Origin of the sequence: Acinetobacter gyllenbergii, assembly GCF_001682515.1 — a bacterium.
Lineage (GTDB): Bacteria > Pseudomonadota > Gammaproteobacteria > Pseudomonadales > Moraxellaceae > Acinetobacter > Acinetobacter gyllenbergii.
In genome coordinates this window covers 1,057,607-1,073,042 of record NZ_KV575261.1, presented here as the reverse complement: position 1 = coordinate 1,073,042, position 15,436 = coordinate 1,057,607, and the positions used below count along the sequence as shown (strand labels likewise).

Annotated in this window: 17 protein-coding genes and 6 pseudogenes; all 23 read left to right on the top strand. The window is 30.8% G+C overall.

The window, feature by feature from the left end; all coding sequences use genetic code 11:
• Window positions 1-113: 113 nt before the first annotated feature.
• Window positions 114-305 carry a hypothetical protein gene (locus NG55_RS05330; RefSeq protein ID WP_141669879.1) on the top strand — a complete coding sequence of 64 codons (192 nt, stop codon included), beginning with the start codon at window positions 114-116 and terminating at the stop codon, window positions 303-305.
• Between the two features lie 180 nt (window positions 306-485).
• Window positions 486-1,070: pseudogene (locus NG55_RS21430) on the top strand (RHS repeat-associated core domain-containing protein); the annotation flags it as partial.
• A 70-nt stretch (window positions 1,071-1,140) separates the two neighbouring features.
• A complete protein-coding gene (locus NG55_RS05320; RefSeq protein ID WP_065342577.1) occupies window positions 1,141-1,569 on the top strand; it encodes a hypothetical protein in 429 nt (142 codons plus the stop codon).
• Between the two features lie 119 nt (window positions 1,570-1,688).
• Window positions 1,689-2,340 (top strand): annotated as a pseudogene (locus NG55_RS05315) (polymorphic toxin type 30 domain-containing protein); the annotation flags it as partial.
• Window position 2,341: 1 nt separating this feature from the next.
• Window positions 2,342-2,707, top strand: a complete 366-nt coding sequence (locus NG55_RS20980; protein WP_065342575.1) for a hypothetical protein — start codon at window positions 2,342-2,344, stop codon at window positions 2,705-2,707.
• A gap of 66 nt (window positions 2,708-2,773) precedes the next feature.
• Window positions 2,774-3,211: an SMI1/KNR4 family protein gene (locus NG55_RS05305; protein ID WP_228704155.1), complete on the top strand. Its 438-nt coding sequence runs from the start codon at window positions 2,774-2,776 to the stop codon at window positions 3,209-3,211.
• 84 nt (window positions 3,212-3,295) lie between these two features.
• Window positions 3,296-3,661: a hypothetical protein gene (locus tag NG55_RS05300; RefSeq protein ID WP_228704154.1), complete on the top strand. Its 366-nt coding sequence runs from the start codon at window positions 3,296-3,298 to the stop codon at window positions 3,659-3,661.
• A 329-nt stretch (window positions 3,662-3,990) separates the two neighbouring features.
• On the top strand, window positions 3,991-4,350 hold the full coding sequence (locus tag NG55_RS05295; RefSeq protein ID WP_065342572.1) for an immunity 22 family protein: 360 nt from the start codon (window positions 3,991-3,993) through the stop codon (window positions 4,348-4,350).
• Window positions 4,351-4,666: 316 nt separating this feature from the next.
• Window positions 4,667-5,403 (top strand): annotated as a pseudogene (locus NG55_RS21425) (RHS repeat-associated core domain-containing protein); the annotation flags it as partial.
• On the top strand, window positions 5,404-5,901 hold the full coding sequence (locus tag NG55_RS05285; protein ID WP_065342571.1) for a hypothetical protein: 498 nt from the start codon (window positions 5,404-5,406) through the stop codon (window positions 5,899-5,901).
• Window positions 5,902-5,992: 91 nt separating this feature from the next.
• A pseudogene (locus NG55_RS21420) lies at window positions 5,993-6,316 on the top strand (RHS domain-containing protein); the annotation flags it as partial.
• Between the two features lie 15 nt (window positions 6,317-6,331).
• Window positions 6,332-6,859, top strand: a complete 528-nt coding sequence (locus tag NG55_RS05280; protein ID WP_065342570.1) for a hypothetical protein — start codon at window positions 6,332-6,334, stop codon at window positions 6,857-6,859.
• Window positions 6,860-7,157: 298 nt separating this feature from the next.
• Window positions 7,158-7,487 carry a hypothetical protein gene (locus NG55_RS05275; protein WP_081408956.1) on the top strand — a complete coding sequence of 110 codons (330 nt, stop codon included), beginning with the start codon at window positions 7,158-7,160 and terminating at the stop codon, window positions 7,485-7,487.
• Between the two features lie 603 nt (window positions 7,488-8,090).
• Window positions 8,091-8,612 carry a hypothetical protein gene (locus tag NG55_RS21220; protein WP_228704153.1) on the top strand — a complete coding sequence of 174 codons (522 nt, stop codon included), beginning with the start codon at window positions 8,091-8,093 and terminating at the stop codon, window positions 8,610-8,612.
• An 87-nt stretch (window positions 8,613-8,699) separates the two neighbouring features.
• A pseudogene (locus tag NG55_RS21385) lies at window positions 8,700-9,395 on the top strand (RHS repeat domain-containing protein); the annotation flags it as partial.
• Between the two features lie 10 nt (window positions 9,396-9,405).
• Window positions 9,406-10,074, top strand: a complete 669-nt coding sequence (locus NG55_RS05255; protein WP_065342567.1) for a hypothetical protein — start codon at window positions 9,406-9,408, stop codon at window positions 10,072-10,074.
• 164 nt (window positions 10,075-10,238) lie between these two features.
• The gene (locus tag NG55_RS05250) at window positions 10,239-10,655 is read left to right on the top strand and encodes a hypothetical protein (RefSeq protein ID WP_065342566.1); all 417 of its coding nucleotides are present in this window, start codon (window positions 10,239-10,241) and stop codon (window positions 10,653-10,655) included.
• A 31-nt stretch (window positions 10,656-10,686) separates the two neighbouring features.
• Window positions 10,687-11,868 (top strand): annotated as a pseudogene (locus tag NG55_RS20815) (RHS repeat domain-containing protein); the annotation flags it as partial.
• Window positions 11,865-12,356 carry a hypothetical protein gene (locus NG55_RS05240; protein ID WP_065342565.1) on the top strand — a complete coding sequence of 164 codons (492 nt, stop codon included), beginning with the start codon at window positions 11,865-11,867 and terminating at the stop codon, window positions 12,354-12,356. The pseudogene NG55_RS20815 and the gene NG55_RS05240, both read left to right, overlap by 4 nt.
• Window positions 12,357-12,606: 250 nt before the next feature.
• Complete coding sequence (locus NG55_RS05235; RefSeq protein WP_065342564.1) at window positions 12,607-13,155, top strand: hypothetical protein; 549 nt, start codon at window positions 12,607-12,609, stop codon at window positions 13,153-13,155.
• A gap of 86 nt (window positions 13,156-13,241) precedes the next feature.
• Entirely contained in the window at window positions 13,242-13,721 is a 480-nt protein-coding gene (locus NG55_RS05230; RefSeq protein ID WP_228704152.1) for a hypothetical protein, read from the top strand.
• A 450-nt stretch (window positions 13,722-14,171) separates the two neighbouring features.
• Window positions 14,172-14,498, top strand: coding sequence for a hypothetical protein (locus NG55_RS05225; RefSeq protein WP_016660699.1), 327 nt, complete (start codon window positions 14,172-14,174; stop codon window positions 14,496-14,498).
• 447 nt (window positions 14,499-14,945) lie between these two features.
• Window positions 14,946-15,251, top strand: coding sequence for a hypothetical protein (locus NG55_RS05220; RefSeq protein WP_228704151.1), 306 nt, complete (start codon window positions 14,946-14,948; stop codon window positions 15,249-15,251).
• Window positions 15,252-15,436: the final 185 nt, after the last annotated feature.

The window sequence follows — 15,436 nt, the reverse complement described above, 5'->3', positions numbered from 1 at the left end:
ACAAGGCTTAGTTATGAAAATGATCATTTAAGTATGTTTTAATATATCCTGCAAAAGATATAACATTTGGTGAATACCAGTCTAAATTCAATTCCATATCAGTGAAGATAAAAATGATGAGTTTTAAAAATGAAATGATTGCATTACTCCAAAATGAAGAAGTTACTAATCTTGAGATTGATAGTTTATTAGATAAGTTTATTCGGTTAAAAATATCTCGTTATGAAGCATACAATTCACTGATGGAGATTTTAAGAGAATATGAAGTTATTATGGTGGAAAAAAATTCTTCATATCAAGAATGATTTGATTATATTAGTGATGTTTTGATAGGTATCACAGGAGATACTTCGAAATCTTCTATTATTAGATTTGATGGAGATCCTGAAGATATAGATTTATTAGCAGAAGTCGCTTCAAGCAAGGATTGGAGGCAGTGATTCGTACACAAAGCGAATCAACTAGCGTGATGTAAGTGTAAATCTAAAAAGACTAAGTCTAATTTTTTCGAAAATTCAGAAATCGTCACCAATAATATCCGCTTCCAAGGGCAATATTTTGACCAAGAGACAGGACTTCACTACAATAGAAACCGCTATTACTCACCTTATGTAGGAAGATTCATTTCTAAAGACCCGATTGGGTTATTAGGTGGGTCTAATATGTATCAGTATGCTCCTAATCCTGTTGTATGGATTGATCCTCTAGGTTTAACAAAGATATTTAATAAAAAGACAACTCATACAGGAACAAAAACAAATATCGAATATACAGTTTATCAGCAAGAAATAGACTGGGATCAAAAATTTACTACTCGTGGTGGAAAGACTGAAACAAATCTAGATAGAGCTTTAAGAGGTGATGCGCCTAGGATTAAAACAGCTAATGGCTGGTCATCTGTTAATTTACATCACTCAAAACAAAATGCAAATGGGCCTTTATTCGAATTGTCTGGAAATAGTCATAGTAAAAATACGGCTTTACCAGCTCTTCATCCGTATAGACCAAAACAGCATCCTGACTATCCTGTTAATAGAGATGATTTTAAGGATGATAGGGAAGGATATTAGAAAGATAGAGCAAATAAAGAGTTAGAGAGTCGAAATACTAGTAGTGGCTGCCCTTTATAAAGGTGAAATAATGTTAAGTTTTAAAGTGGTTAATTATTTGAAGCAAAAAGATGCTTGGTTTGAAGATGTAGATATCGATTGTGAAAGATATAGAGAGATTCTGAAAGAATTAAATTTGGATACTAGCTCTGATTTTGGCATTTTCTATACACATGCAGAGGAAAATCCAGGAGGTTTTTATTCAAAAAAATTTGAATTATGGCAAATATGTTGGATGTATGAAAATAGTGATTACAGAGTTATTAATAATAGTTTAAGAAGAGATTTGAGTTTAAATGATAATTATTATGTAATTTCAGAGTTTGAGGGGGAAAGAGCATATTTTTATAATAAAGAGGAAAATAGTGTCGAAATAATTGGCTACTCTGAAAATGGAGTGGATGTTATTGAAAAGTGGGAATCATTTAATGATTTCTTAGAATGGTATTTTGGGGTTTAATTTAGCTTTATAAGAGTCAATTGATCTAGAAACTGAATATAAGGCGTGAGGTGAACTCGTTTGTGCAAAGTAACGCTTTGCACAAGTGTAAGACCTTGCGTCATATGATTCATATGCTCAAAGCAGCAAAGCCCGCATATAACTTTTTTGAAAATTCAGAAATCGTCACCAATAATATCCGCTTCCCAAGGTGCATGAGCAAAGAAAGACAGAGCATTGCTATGTCGGAAGCGCAAGGATCAAGAAACAGGTTTACATTACAACCGTTATCGATATTATTCGCCTTATGTAGGGCGTTTTATCTCTAAAGATCCAATTGGGTTGTTGGGCGGGCATAATGTTTACGTTTATGCTCCGAATCCAACAAGTTGGATTGATCCTCTTGGATTAACCTGTGAGTTGATTGGAAATACAATTAAAAAAGAAGATGGTTCTGATTTAATAAGTATTCCCGAAGATGCTAAAAGACGTAAACTTACTCCACCAGCAGGAACCACTGATGATTATGGATATGAATATAAATGGTCAACAGATAAAGGAACAACTCAGACTGTCCGAATACATGGGCCTGATGACCATGCACCAGCTGGAGCAAATGCAAAAGATGGCTGGGTAGTTAGGGTAATGGATGGTAAAAAAAGTATGGATGTAAATGGGAATTATCATCCACCTGGAATATTTAACTCTAATAGTCCAAGCTATGATCCAGTTAAAATTAATGATGTACATATCCCAATTAAAAAACCAACGGTATTTCCGGGAGGAAGTTAATATGGAGTTTAATATCCTTGATAAGTTAAATAGGCTTATGGGAGATTCTTTAAGTACAGATTCTTTATTTGAGGAACTAGGTGAGATTTCAGATCTGTTTTCTCCTTATTTGAATGAGAAAATATTTGAAAATGATGTTTTAATCAAATTATGGGATGTTTTAGTATATATATATATTAATAATCCACTGAAGGAAAATAGATCGGATGCTCTATCTGTTATTTATGATGTTTATATTTATGCTGTGAATATAGGTTTTTCTATAGATAAGAAAGAACTGATTAAACATTATCTGGAGTTGAGTGGTAACGATAAATTAGATCAAGAATCTAAAGAAATTTTAGAAGAAATTTTATTTGATATTTAATAATTTTAAAAGTTTGCTTAATTGAGGTTTAGTGATAAATAGCCTGTAATCGAATAGGAGGCTGTGGTGGATGCCTATTTATTGGATAGATTATCAAAGTTCTATAAAGATAACCCAGAAATGAAAGGGGTTCCATTAACTTTGGATGATATTAATAATGTGGAAAATATCTTGAGAATAAAGCTTCCAGAGGACTATAAGCTATTTGTTAGTACATATGGTGGTTCATACGCAGGTTTAGCTATATATGGTTTGAAAAATGCTGAGATGATGGGGGATGAAACTGTTATTGAATTAACTAATAGAGCAAGAAAACTTTTAGATGATTTGAAAGTTGATAACTATATTTTAAAATCAGTAGTAGTTTCGAATGATGGTGCAGGGAACCCTATTTTTATAAATATAAATGGAGAAGTATATATTTATTATGTAGATAATGGCGAGTATAATAAGTTGGGGGATTCTTTGGGTGATGTAATAGAAGAAAATTTCCATGAGTGGTAACTATTGAAGAGAAACTATATATGTGTAAGATTATGGGATGCAGGTTGTGTTAAATATTGAAAAATGAGTATAAATGAGAAAAAATTGTTAGATGTATATCAGTTGATAAATCAGTTCTTAGATTATTTAAATCAAAAGGATCAGCATCAACTTGAAGAAAAGTTTGAGTTGTCATCAGCAATGTATGAAGAAATTATTGAGGAATTAGAACGGAACTTTGATAATAATTCGTATGTTTTATCGTTGATACCCTTTAGCGAGATAGAAAGTGTAAAAGTAAAATCTCCTAATAGACCTATTTTTGAAATAGAGGATACCGATGAGGATGGCGAGTTTATTGTTGAGTGTAATATATACAACAAATCAAAAATAACTGATTTAATTTTGCAAGGTTATCTTGAATACGAGGGTGGAATATTGAAATTTACATTGCCATTGTTTAGGTCTTGATCTTAAAAAGCAAAAACTCATAATAAGTTACTGGGTTTTTGTTTAATACAACATAGATATCATTTATGATCTTGTAGAGTAAATTACCCTTAAATATTACAATGAAGTATCGGGTAGTGAGATATTTATACTTGTCAAAGAAATTATAGGCTATAACACTGATCAAAAAGTAGAAATTAACTGTATAACTTAATCACAACGGAAATTAATTTTTAGAGTGCCAGAGATCAGAAGGCGGTCAATTAAGTCATACTCAAACATATCGATCAGACATTGGTTTAAACTATTAATATATCAATATGGAACGATTTGGTATAGGAGAGCTATAAATGTCTTTTAAAACAAAGTTACATCTTTGGCTGGGTTTAACAGAGATATCTGAACAAGAGTATTGGGATTATTTTGATGATTCACATGGATTACCAAAATTTTGCAAAGAGGTTGGTCTAGATTGGTTAGACCAAGACTTTATGGGATATCATTTTGATGAGCAGGCTAATGATGTAAGATCTATTATAGATGAGACACCTGAACCTGATCATCATGAAAAAATGTTAAAAGACTCTTCGGATAAAGGAATAAAAAATGCTAATGCTATGTTTTATTACTGGGGTGATGATCCAATAAAAGTTGATAAAGATAAGCGGTATAATACTCTAACTTATATTGGTTGTTATGAATGGGATTAAATTCCTATATTTTACATAAAATTTTACACAAGCCAAATTTTCATAAATTTGATTTTTGGCTTTTTTATTAAATATAGTGAAATTCTTTTATGAAGAAACACTTAAAGCAAGTCAATATTTGACAGGTAATGGAGTAGATGTTGTTGAAAAGAGGGAATCATTTAATGATTACTTAGAATGGTATTTTGAGGTTTAATTTAGCTTTATAAGAGCCAACTAATCTAGAAAACTGAATATAAGGCGTGAGGTGAGCTCGTATCAGCAAAGCAACCCTTTGCACGAGTGCAAGACCTTGTGCCATATGATTCATATGCTCAAAGCAGCAAAGTCCGCATCTAACTTTTTTGAAAATTCAGAAATCGTCACCAATAATATTCGCTTTCAAGGTGCATGACAAGGTGCATGAGCAAAGACATGAGCAAAGACAGAGCATTGCTATGTCGGAAGCGCAAGGATCAAGAAACAGGTTTACATTACAACCGTTATCGATATTATTCGCCTTATGTGGGGCGGTTTGTAAGTAAAGATCCGATTGGGTTATCTGGTGGGATGAATATTTATGCATATGCTCCAAATCCAATAAAATGGACAGATAGTTTAGGTCTAAAATCAGAATGGCAAAAAAATTGGGAAGCTGTTCACGGACAACTACCTGAAGGGTATCAAGTGCACCACATAATTCCAAAAAGTACAGATTCATTGCGCGAAGTTAATAAATTGTGTAAAAATTTTGATGTGCATAATGTAAATAATTTAATTGCTTTACCTAAAGATGCAAATGTTCCACTTAAAACTGGGGCTGGTTTTGGAAAAACTACACACTTTGGATATCATTCTGGATATAACGAAGCTGCTATTGGTGCTATGAAAGTTGCAGCAAGATTTAAACCAAATGTCGGTGGGTGTAAGAAGTTAGCTGTTATTCAGGCGGCATTAAAAAAACAATTGCAAACAGGAGGGCAAACAATGTATGGAAATGCACACCCTACGGGTACTGATGGTGTTGAAAAAGATTGGATGAATACGGTGAGAAACCACGTGAGAGAAAAATAAATGAAGACTTGGGATCAAGTGTTAGAAAGTGCTATAGAGTTTGTAGCTTTTTTGGAAAAAGGTAATTTTTATAGCAGTGAATTTAATACTGAAAATGATTATAAGATTATTCATGATGCTAATTTAGGTATTGATTATGCGACTAATGATAGTTTTGATGATTTTGACGAGTGGGAAACAGTAACTGATTCAATGAATATTTTTCCTGAAAGTTTTGAATGGAGTGATAGGATCAAATATAAACTAAAGAAAAATAATTTTTTTGGTTTCGAAGCTCAGCAATTTAATGGAGCTAAAGAAAAATGGATGTGTGGTGAAGCTTGTTTAATTGTTGAGCTAATGAAGAGGGATATAGGAATAATCTTTCAATGTTATGCTAATGATCACTTCCCAAATATATGGAAAGAAATTTTAAGTGTATATCTAAATGGGGGATTTCCATGTGGCTGGGATGGTCATTATCCAGAAGGCCGTTTAGTAGTATTTTCAAATGAATAAATTATAAGATCTAACCAATATTTTTTAAATTATATAACGCTCAGTGGTAAGTCATTGAGCTTTTTTATGTTGGGGTGATTCATTATGAAAAACTACGAAACAAAGTAAAGGCTTTGATGATATCTGGTTCTACCATTGTGATCATTTGGGTACACCACAGGAGATTAGTGATTCACAAGGTCAGATAATCTGGAAAGCTCAATATAAAGTATGGAGTGAGTGTAAGACTGAGAAGACTAAATCAAATTTCACAGAAAACCCAAAGCATCCAAATAGTAGCCCTATGCCAAATGTATAGAATGAGCATTTTCATTCAAATCAAGGTCATAGAGGAAGTACCACAAATGTATCGCGTGGAAGACTAATTGATCGCGAAACGATGATTAATCAGTTTAACAAAGGCTGTAAAATTTAATTTTTAGGAATAGATATGAATCTTATCAATTTATTGGAAAAAATTAGTATAAATAATCAAAAGATATATGGTGAATCATCATTTTTGATTAAGAAAAGTGAGCCAGATAGTGATCAATTTTTAACTTATAAAAATTCTATTCCTGAATGTGATTTCAATATTGATATTGGAGGAAATATTAATGATTTTCTAGGAAGTGATTCTATTCAAGAAATTCAGTATATGTTTAGTGATATATTCGATAGAGATAGTACAGTGTTTTTAACACAGCATGATACTAATATTGTTTATATTGAGAATGAATCTGGAAAAGTTGGAGCATGCATTGCAGGTGACACACTTCATATTATTTCAAAAAATATATATGGTTTCTTAGAGGCAATTAATTTAATTCAAGAGCTAATTATTAATAAATATAATTTAAATCCTAGAAAAGATAGTGGTGGGTATGTTGAAGGATTTATTAAAGAAGTTAGGGCGAATTTGGAAATACAAGCGGCTGTTGAAGATATAGAATATTTTATAGAGTTTTTTTATGAATAAGATGATCACAGGTGTAAGTTTATTTACTTTCGTTTAGCTATTTATAAATACAATAAACTCAACAATGCTTCTGTCTAAACAGGTGGAAGCATAAATTTTATGCTATATATTTTAAAAATCAGCTCAATTCGCCATTAATGCTTTACGTTATCTCAAAATAAGCTCCACGTAGGTAAGCAGCCTTTACTAAAATGGAAAGATTTTAGTAAAAATGCTAAAAGTTCAAATAATTGTGGTAAGGGATATATTTTCTTTGATAGTAAAGGTGCAGTACCTCCGTTAAGGAAAGGTGAATAAAATGAATAAAGAAGAATTGTATAACCTATCTAAAGAAAGATTGTATATAATATATCAGGATCTAAAATCATCAAATGTTGGTAAACATATTTTGAATTCTATTCAATTTTTTGATGTTATACCTAGCGAGTCAATTTGGGATAATTATATTTCTAAAAATGAAAATAAAGTAATTTATTTTGATAATGATTTAATTTTAAGTGAAAAATATAGGAATTACACTGATTTTGAAAAAGCATTAGATGATTTAAAGTGGTTTTCTGATGATAATAAATTGTTTTTTTATTTTATAATAAGAAAAACGCTATTTTATTTGATGTTGTTTTTTTAGATTTAATTATAAAAAAATCAAATTTTTTAGATAATGAGGATTATTTGTTATATGGTTTTGATACGAAAAAAATTATTACAGGTGGGTGGCAAGGTTTTGCAATTTGGGGAAGGGTTGCTGATTAATTTGAATATTTTAGTTCAATGTTTTATGTCTGTAAAATTTAAAGTATCACCTCTTGAAGAGGAAGTGATCGCATATTACAATAAAAATTGATTTTATATAAATAAAAAAACCAGTTAAAATACTGGTTTTTTTTATTGCTAGTTCTAATTCAAGGTCAATGTTTCGACTAAGAAATAGGATTACATCACAATTTCTATCGTTATTATTAGCCGTATATGGGATGATTCGTTAGTCGTGATTCTATTGGGCTAGATGGTGGCATTGATTCCTTCAATATGCTCCAAGTTCTACACAATGGATAGATGTATTAGGTTTGAATAAGTGTTTTATTGGGAGTATAAAGCAGATGCCCAATAAAGCATTTGAGCTGAAATGATTAACTCCACATTCTAAAGAGTGGATGGAAGCAATTGTTGTCGTGAAAAAGCAATAGCTCTATTAATAGTGCAATTAAAAATGCAGCAAGAGGAGCTTAAAATGTGTAAGCAATTAGAAGAAAATGTTAATTCATTAATTCTAAATTTTTTAGAAAATGGTGGTTTTTTGGAAAATCCATTAAATGAATCAAAATTAAACTTCGAATACCTCAAGATTAATGATCCGATATTAGCGGATAACATTTTTAATTTTCGAATAGAAAGCTATGGGCAAGTAGAGCTTCAAGAGTGGGATGTGGTTAGATCAGATGAAATTGTAAATATGGATGAGTTGTATATGGAGAAAAATAATGATATTGATGGTTTAACAACTAAAATTTTTAACTTCGTAGGAAAAAAATTGAATGAAAGAGTTATTCATGATCCGAAGTTAAATGAAGCTCTCCCATACTTAATTGATAGCATTTATGATGATTTTACAAAGATTATTTTTAATGACTATACAAAACTGGATAATAATTTTTTTAATGAAGTACTTGCAGTCTACTTAGCAGGAGGCTGGCCATGTGGCTGGGATGGTCATTATCCAGAAGGCCGTTTAGTAGTATTTTCAAATGAATAAATTATAAGATCTAACCAATATGTTTTAAATTGTATAACGCTCAGTGATAAGTCATTGAGCTTCTTTATATTGGGATAATTTATTGTGGAAAGCCACAAAAAAAGCCGAGACTTTGATGATATCTGGTTCTACCATTGTGATCATTTAGGCACACCACAAGAAATGAGTGATCAGTCTGGTACGATCATTTGGAAAGCTGAATATAAAGCTTGGGGGAAGTGTAAAACTGAGAAGGTTAAATCAAATTTCTTTGAAAACTCAGAAATCATCAGTAATAACATTCGTTTTCAAGGCGCATGAGCAAAGATAGAGCATTGCTCTGTCGGAAGCGCAATGATCAAAAAACAGGCTTGTTGCATTACAATGGTTATTACTCGTTTTATGATAAGTAAAGGCCGATTGGGCTGTTAGGGGGAAATAATACGTATATGTTTGTTAAAAATCCAATTACAGGCACTTCATATTATTCCTGAGGAAATTTGGGCTAAACCTAAGGACTTCCTAGATGATATTGGTATTGGTGGGAATAGAGATAAAGCTGAAAATGGGGTATTAATGCCAGATAGTGAAGCTAAAGCGAAACAGATGAAACGTAAATTATATCATTGCGGATCGCATCCACTATATTCAGCAGCAATTAATCAAAAGCTAACACAGATTGAAAGAGAGTTTGGAGATAAAAAAATAACTGCTTCACAAGCTAGGGATAAAGTTGAGAAATTACAAACAAGTATGAGACTTGCTTTATCAGTACCAGGGTCTAAACCAATTAGATTAAGTTAGGTTTAATAATATGAATTATTATGTTTTAAGTGCTACACAGAGTGACATCTGTCCAATTTCACTTTCTGAGGAAGCTGTTCTATATAATCATAAAGAGCAGATTGATTCTGAATTTGAGTATGGTTCTCTTCCATGGTATAGCTATAAAACTAGCAAAAACTGTGAACTACCAAGACATGGTGTTTTAGTGTTAAAAAATAAAAATACTAAAATTTCTTTTAGAAATATTAATGCTGATATTTATGTTGTAGATAGTTTTTTTAAAGAAATTTTGCAAAATTATATTAATGTTGATTTCTTTAAAGTTGAACTGGTTTCCAGTCAGTTGGATAAAATTGATAATAATTATTATTATATTTTTAGGTTTAACGAATTTTTAAATTATAGTGATGTTTTTGATTTAAATAAATCTGTGCATAGGTTGGATGGAGATTTCTTGGTTTTGGAAGAACCTCATTTGTTGGAAGAAGTAAGTGTAAATATATTTAAGATAAATAAAATTGACTCAGCACAAGATACTTTTTTTATAAATGAAACTGTTAAAAGTGAAATTGATAGAATTAATTACAAAGGTATAAGAGTTGAAGATGTTACTACTGCAAAATGGAGAGATTCTGGTGATTTTAGTTTTATGCTCTTAGAGGAAAGTGAGGTAAATGAATTTATATGGCCCATCTGATAGACTAAATTCATAAGCCTGACGCTTTACTGTTACTAAAGATACGTGTGTGGCTAAAGGTAGAACAGCTGCTAATCCTCATTTAGGTGCAGGAGGCGGAACGCAATACTTTATCGAAAACTCAGATAAAATGAACTTAGTTTCTACTGGGAGAATTATTCGGTGTGAGAGGTAATGAATTGAATTTAGATGTTTTATTTGAGCAAAGGGTTTTAAGGGTTGGTAATTTTTTTCTTGATTTTGATGTTGGAAATGACCGAGGAATGATTAGGTCTAATTTAGTAAATAAAGATGATTTAGATAGTCTTATCTATTTAAGTGGTAATGTATGTGTGAAAATACTTAGTGAAAAAGAAAGAACTATTTATATTTTATTTAATACGTCTGAGTCCTTTGATGCTAATTTACTTCACTCAAAAATTTTAAAAAGATTTAAGAAGAAGTATAAATTTAATGATGAAGATTTTATTGTTATTCATCCTGCGAGAGTTGCTTTGAAGCAAGATAAAACGAAATGGAATAAAGTTGAATTCACTTATGATCCCAAGCAGGGAGATATATCTTTAGTACTTGAATATTAAATTTTATCTGTGAATAGAGTGTAAATTTGTTCAGTACGATGCTTATGGTCAATTGGTGCGCCAAAAGTTATCTAAAGGTGACTTGTCCTTGAGTGGGATGCTTGTGGGCGGTTAATCAAGAGTCGTAATACAGTATACACTGCGGAGTATCGTTATGATGCTTTAGGACGACGTATTCAAAAGCGCAGTAAACACCATCATACAGGTGAAGAGCAGAATGTGATTTATGGCTGGGATGGCAATACTTTGGCATTCGAATCCAATGAACAGATCACCAAGCATTATGTGTATGAGAAGGATAGTTTTGTCCCTCTATTGCAGGCAATCTATCGTGAACCGATTGAGCTTGTACAAACACCCGATTGGACAGATCAGCCTTATCATATTGCCAAAGATCCTTTATGGCGTAAGACCGCCCCAGCAAAATCTTTAAATGATATTTGTTTTTATCATTGTGATCATTTGGGGACGCCTCAGGAGATGAGCGACACCCAAGGTCAACTAGTCTGGAAAGCTGAATATAAGGTATGGGGCGAGCTCGTATTAGCAAAGTCAGCACCTAACTTTTTGAAAATTCAGAAATCGTCACCAATAATATTCGCTTTCAAGGTGCATGAGCAAAGACAGAACATTGCTCTGTCGGAGGCGCAAGGATGAAGAAACAGGTTTACATTACAACCGTTATCGTTATTACTCGCCTTATGTGGGAAGATTTGTAAGTAAAGATCCGATTGGGCTGTTGGGCGGAAGTAATTACTATCAATATGGTTTAAGTCCAATTACTTGGATAGACCCTACTGGTTTAAGTTTTAAGTCAGTTCAAGAAACTAAAGAAGATCGAGCGAGAAGACAGACTTCTAGATCAGCACCTTATATTAAGCATACAATGGCAAAGTGCAAAACACAGGCTCAAGATATTTCGAAAAAAGAGGCACAATATTGGGATATGAGTAAGTGTCAGGCAAATATAGCCCAAGTTACGGCATATAGAAATAGGCTTGAAAAAGAGGGTTTAAATAAAGGATATAGAGTTGATTTAGGTGATAATAAAGGTTCACATTATTATATTTATGATGCAGGAAGAAACATTGGTTTTAATGAAGGGAAAACCACCCAATATATGAGAATAGAAGTCTCATCAACGAATGAATTTCATGGGCATCCCATTTCGAAGCAACGTTATGATAGTTATATGAAAAAGGTAGTGAAATGAACGCAAATAACTTAGAGTTTTTTTTAAATAGCCAGCAATTAGTACCTTTGAAAATTTTATCTAATTGGTTGGTTGTTAAAAATTATCTTTATAATATTAATCTTGATTGGTTAAATAATTTGAATGAAGATGATAAATTTCAAATGTCAGAAATTTATTTGTACAAAAAAATTTTTTATGCAAAATTTGATAGAAAAATAAATAACTTAGCTTATAGTTTTGTTGTTGATATTTCGATTTACCCTGAAGTTGATGGTGAGACTTACAAAAGTTTTGAATATGAACTAGGTTTAGGTTTGTATGAAGTCTCAAAAAAAAATAGATTGGTTGTTATGAAGACTTATACATTGAATAATATTTTAGATGTAGCATTTTTTTTAAATCTTATCTTTCTGGATGTTTATCATAAGTTAGATGACTATGTTGCTGATGGAAATAACGATTTATTTGTTAATATAGAGAATTTTATAAGAAATAAGACTTCTTAGTATAGTAGTTTCTATTTTTTAAAATATATGCATAAACCACTATGTAGGGAATGAACATGAAACTTTCTATGGTTGGAATGGAAATGCATTTGTAAATACAATATATACGGGGAATAGAACTTTGTGCCAATATTATAAATGGTGTCTTCAAGTTCGATAGAATTGTATAAAACACTAGATTGAAAAATTAGTAATAATAGTGTATTTGTAAATTTTCATCAACGAAAGTTCCATCAAATGGGAAGTCTACATGAGGTTTTTAAATGAAAAAATTGAAATATCAACGTTAAAGGAATGGTTGAGTGATGAGTTCTTTGAAGTTTGGGTTCACCCTAAGTTAGTTGCAGGTTTTGAAAAAAAAGATATAGATACTGCTGAGTTAAAATATATTGAAAATCACTATAACTCTTCTGAAGAGATTAGTGATGATTACGAAGTTGTGATAACTGATTATTTGTCTGGCTGTTTAACACACGATAGTTTTAATTTGGTTAATGGAATATACATTAAAGACTTTATATCAGCAGTATTGTACTTAATAACTAAGTTATATTTTTCTTATGCGGCATATCCACTTGCTTGGAATGGTGTTTATTTGGTTAATAGAGATAATCTGGATTTTGTTTTTTATGAAATATATGAGGAATTTTACTCATTAGATAATAAACATTTAAGAAATATGTTAAGAGTTTTTTGTATTGAGTTGTTAGGGAGTTATGTTGGTGGGTTAAATGATGAAAACCAAAATAAGTATAAAGAGATAGAGAACTATAGAACCGATAATACTTATATGTATTAGTAATTTTGTTTTAAATTCTGATTTTAGTAAATTTTAAGAGTTAGATTAAATCATGAAGGAATTTGGTGGTTTTGTTAAGAGGCTTTATGATTGAATTTAAATCACTGATCAAAATTAATGAAAGTTATATTGATATAAATGAAATTACATCATATCAACAAGTCTCGGGTGTTGATTGGGACTATGTTGAAGGTAAAATTAAAATTATTTTTTATGGGCATGAGATTTTTGGATCTAATGTTGTAGATGATATTAATTGGTTTTGGGGGTTTGTTGCTGATGGATTTGAAGATTTTTTTGAAAAAGGAATTTATGATGTTGGTTTTCCTTCACAAGCCATAAATTTTACTTTGATTAAAATTAAAGATGATATGGTTGATCTTGAAATATCGTCAAAAGATACTGTTTATTTGCGTAAAAAATTTATTTGTTCTGAGTTCTTGAAGTCATTTTTTGAAGGTGCTATTAGTTATTTTCTTTTTGAAAAGAAGTTTAATGAAAATGAAGCTAATGAAATGGAGAGAAAAATTTGCTTGATAGAATCATTTAATAAAAAAATAGACTAATATCATTTTTCTTTGTAAATATTAGATTAAGCTATGTTGGTAATGAAATTTTTACACATAGCTTGACTAAAAAATTAAAAAAACGTTATTTATAAAATTAATTGATAAAATAATAAAAAAGTTAGAATGTTGATATTTTTATTACTAGTATCCTTGCTTAACCACAAGAAATGAGTGATCATTCTGGTGCTGTCATTTGGAAGGCGGAGTATAAGGCGTGGTGGCTCATTTCTGCAAAGCAACGCTTGAGTGTAAGACCTTGCGTTATATGACTCATATGCTCGAAGTGGCAAAGCTGAAAAGGAAAATACAACATAAATAATGATAACTTTTCTTTAGCTGATCAGAGAATAACTATGGTCGCAAGATTAAAGAATCGTTGCCATATTCATATTTAGGAACACCAAGCGGAAAATTTAAAGTTAACAGTCCAAAAGGCGATTATGAGTTATGAGTAATAAAGAATGGCGAGAACTTTTTAATAGAAATGAGTATCACGAAATCACGGGATCTTATCTTTTAGTTATTGAGGATGCTAAGCGAAAATTTGAGGAAATTTCCAAAGGGGAATGGGATCTGAAGAAATATGTAGTGTGGTTGCAAATTTCAAATAATCAAAAATATGCATCAATAGGTTTTATTCCAAACGTTGAAAATTTTATTGATGGAATACCATTTGAAATTCCTAATCAAGGAATGTATCAAAACGGACGGGGTGTACAGTTTTATTACGAAATTTATAATGTAGAACTTAAAGAAACTGTCTTTATGAGGTGATTAATATATAAGAGTGAACTATCTAAGAGTAAGCCCGCCATATGAAAAACTATTTTGTGGTTGGTTTTTTATAAATGTTATTTCTAAGATTTTTTTAATTTTTATTTTCATGATGTGTAATTTTTAGTTAAAGCTTAGAAGTAAATTTGAATTGGTTTTTTTGATATTATTATATTTATATTGAAATTTTGGTTTCTAATGATTTGATTAAGTTGCTGATACGAATTTTATGCGAAAAAGATCCTGAAAATCATTCTTGTTTTGATGTCATGTAAGGAAGTTGTGATAAATCGCATGTTGTAAAACTTCATAGTAATGAAAAAAATTTATAACTCTTTTGAAGAGGAACGCGTAGTGATTATTCCTTCATTTATTGATAAATTTTTATTAAATAAAGTTGAATTGAGTGCTATTGATTTGGAATAAAGAATTATTAGTTTAGGGTTGATGGTGGAAAGCTATGGTGTTATTAACAGTGAAACAAATAAATTGTTTTTAAAAGTTGAAGATGATAGAGAAACTATTATTAATATTATATCTGATTTTTTAACCACAAAAAAATCTGATGAAATTGTTCAGGTGTTTTGGTCGAATTTTAATAAATATTCTATTGTGTGTGATATAGAATTTGTTATTGAAAATATAAGTAATATTTTTGATGAGGATTGGGATTTTTGGATAATACAAAGAGATAATCAGTGGGTGGTTGAGAATTATCATGAGGAGATATTGTCTATCTATGTGATAATTTGATTTTTAGTTGACCTATTTAAAAAATAGAGTTTGAAATTTTATATGAATTTAGAGTTTTGATTTTCTTGGTGTATTGAAAAAATTACCCAACACATACATTTATAATTGTTCGCAAAGCTGACGATAAAGTATGGGAAGAGCATGTTATTTTACAGAGAAAATCTACATCCTTGTATATTTTCCCA

What these genes read in the sequence shown, in the direction of transcription:
- NG55_RS05330 (WP_141669879.1), top strand. Translation starts at nt 114, where the DNA reads ATGATGAGTTTTAAAAATGAAATGATTGCATTACTCCAAAATGAAGAA.
- NG55_RS05320 (WP_065342577.1), top strand. Translation starts at nt 1,141, where the DNA reads ATGTTAAGTTTTAAAGTGGTTAATTATTTGAAGCAAAAAGATGCTTGG.
- NG55_RS20980 (WP_065342575.1), top strand. Translation starts at nt 2,342, where the DNA reads ATGGAGTTTAATATCCTTGATAAGTTAAATAGGCTTATGGGAGATTCT.
- NG55_RS05295 (WP_065342572.1), top strand. Translation starts at nt 3,991, where the DNA reads ATGTCTTTTAAAACAAAGTTACATCTTTGGCTGGGTTTAACAGAGATA.
- NG55_RS05285 (WP_065342571.1), top strand. Translation starts at nt 5,404, where the DNA reads ATGAAGACTTGGGATCAAGTGTTAGAAAGTGCTATAGAGTTTGTAGCT.
- NG55_RS05280 (WP_065342570.1), top strand. Translation starts at nt 6,332, where the DNA reads ATGAATCTTATCAATTTATTGGAAAAAATTAGTATAAATAATCAAAAG.
- NG55_RS05275 (WP_081408956.1), top strand. Translation starts at nt 7,158, where the DNA reads ATGAATAAAGAAGAATTGTATAACCTATCTAAAGAAAGATTGTATATA.
- NG55_RS21220 (WP_228704153.1), top strand. Translation starts at nt 8,091, where the DNA reads ATGTGTAAGCAATTAGAAGAAAATGTTAATTCATTAATTCTAAATTTT.
- NG55_RS05255 (WP_065342567.1), top strand. Translation starts at nt 9,406, where the DNA reads ATGAATTATTATGTTTTAAGTGCTACACAGAGTGACATCTGTCCAATT.
- NG55_RS05240 (WP_065342565.1), top strand. Translation starts at nt 11,865, where the DNA reads ATGAACGCAAATAACTTAGAGTTTTTTTTAAATAGCCAGCAATTAGTA.
- NG55_RS05235 (WP_065342564.1), top strand. Translation starts at nt 12,607, where the DNA reads ATGAGGTTTTTAAATGAAAAAATTGAAATATCAACGTTAAAGGAATGG.
- NG55_RS05230 (WP_228704152.1), top strand. Translation starts at nt 13,242, where the DNA reads ATGATTGAATTTAAATCACTGATCAAAATTAATGAAAGTTATATTGAT.
- NG55_RS05225 (WP_016660699.1), top strand. Translation starts at nt 14,172, where the DNA reads ATGAGTAATAAAGAATGGCGAGAACTTTTTAATAGAAATGAGTATCAC.
- NG55_RS05220 (WP_228704151.1), top strand. Translation starts at nt 14,946, where the DNA reads ATGGTGGAAAGCTATGGTGTTATTAACAGTGAAACAAATAAATTGTTT.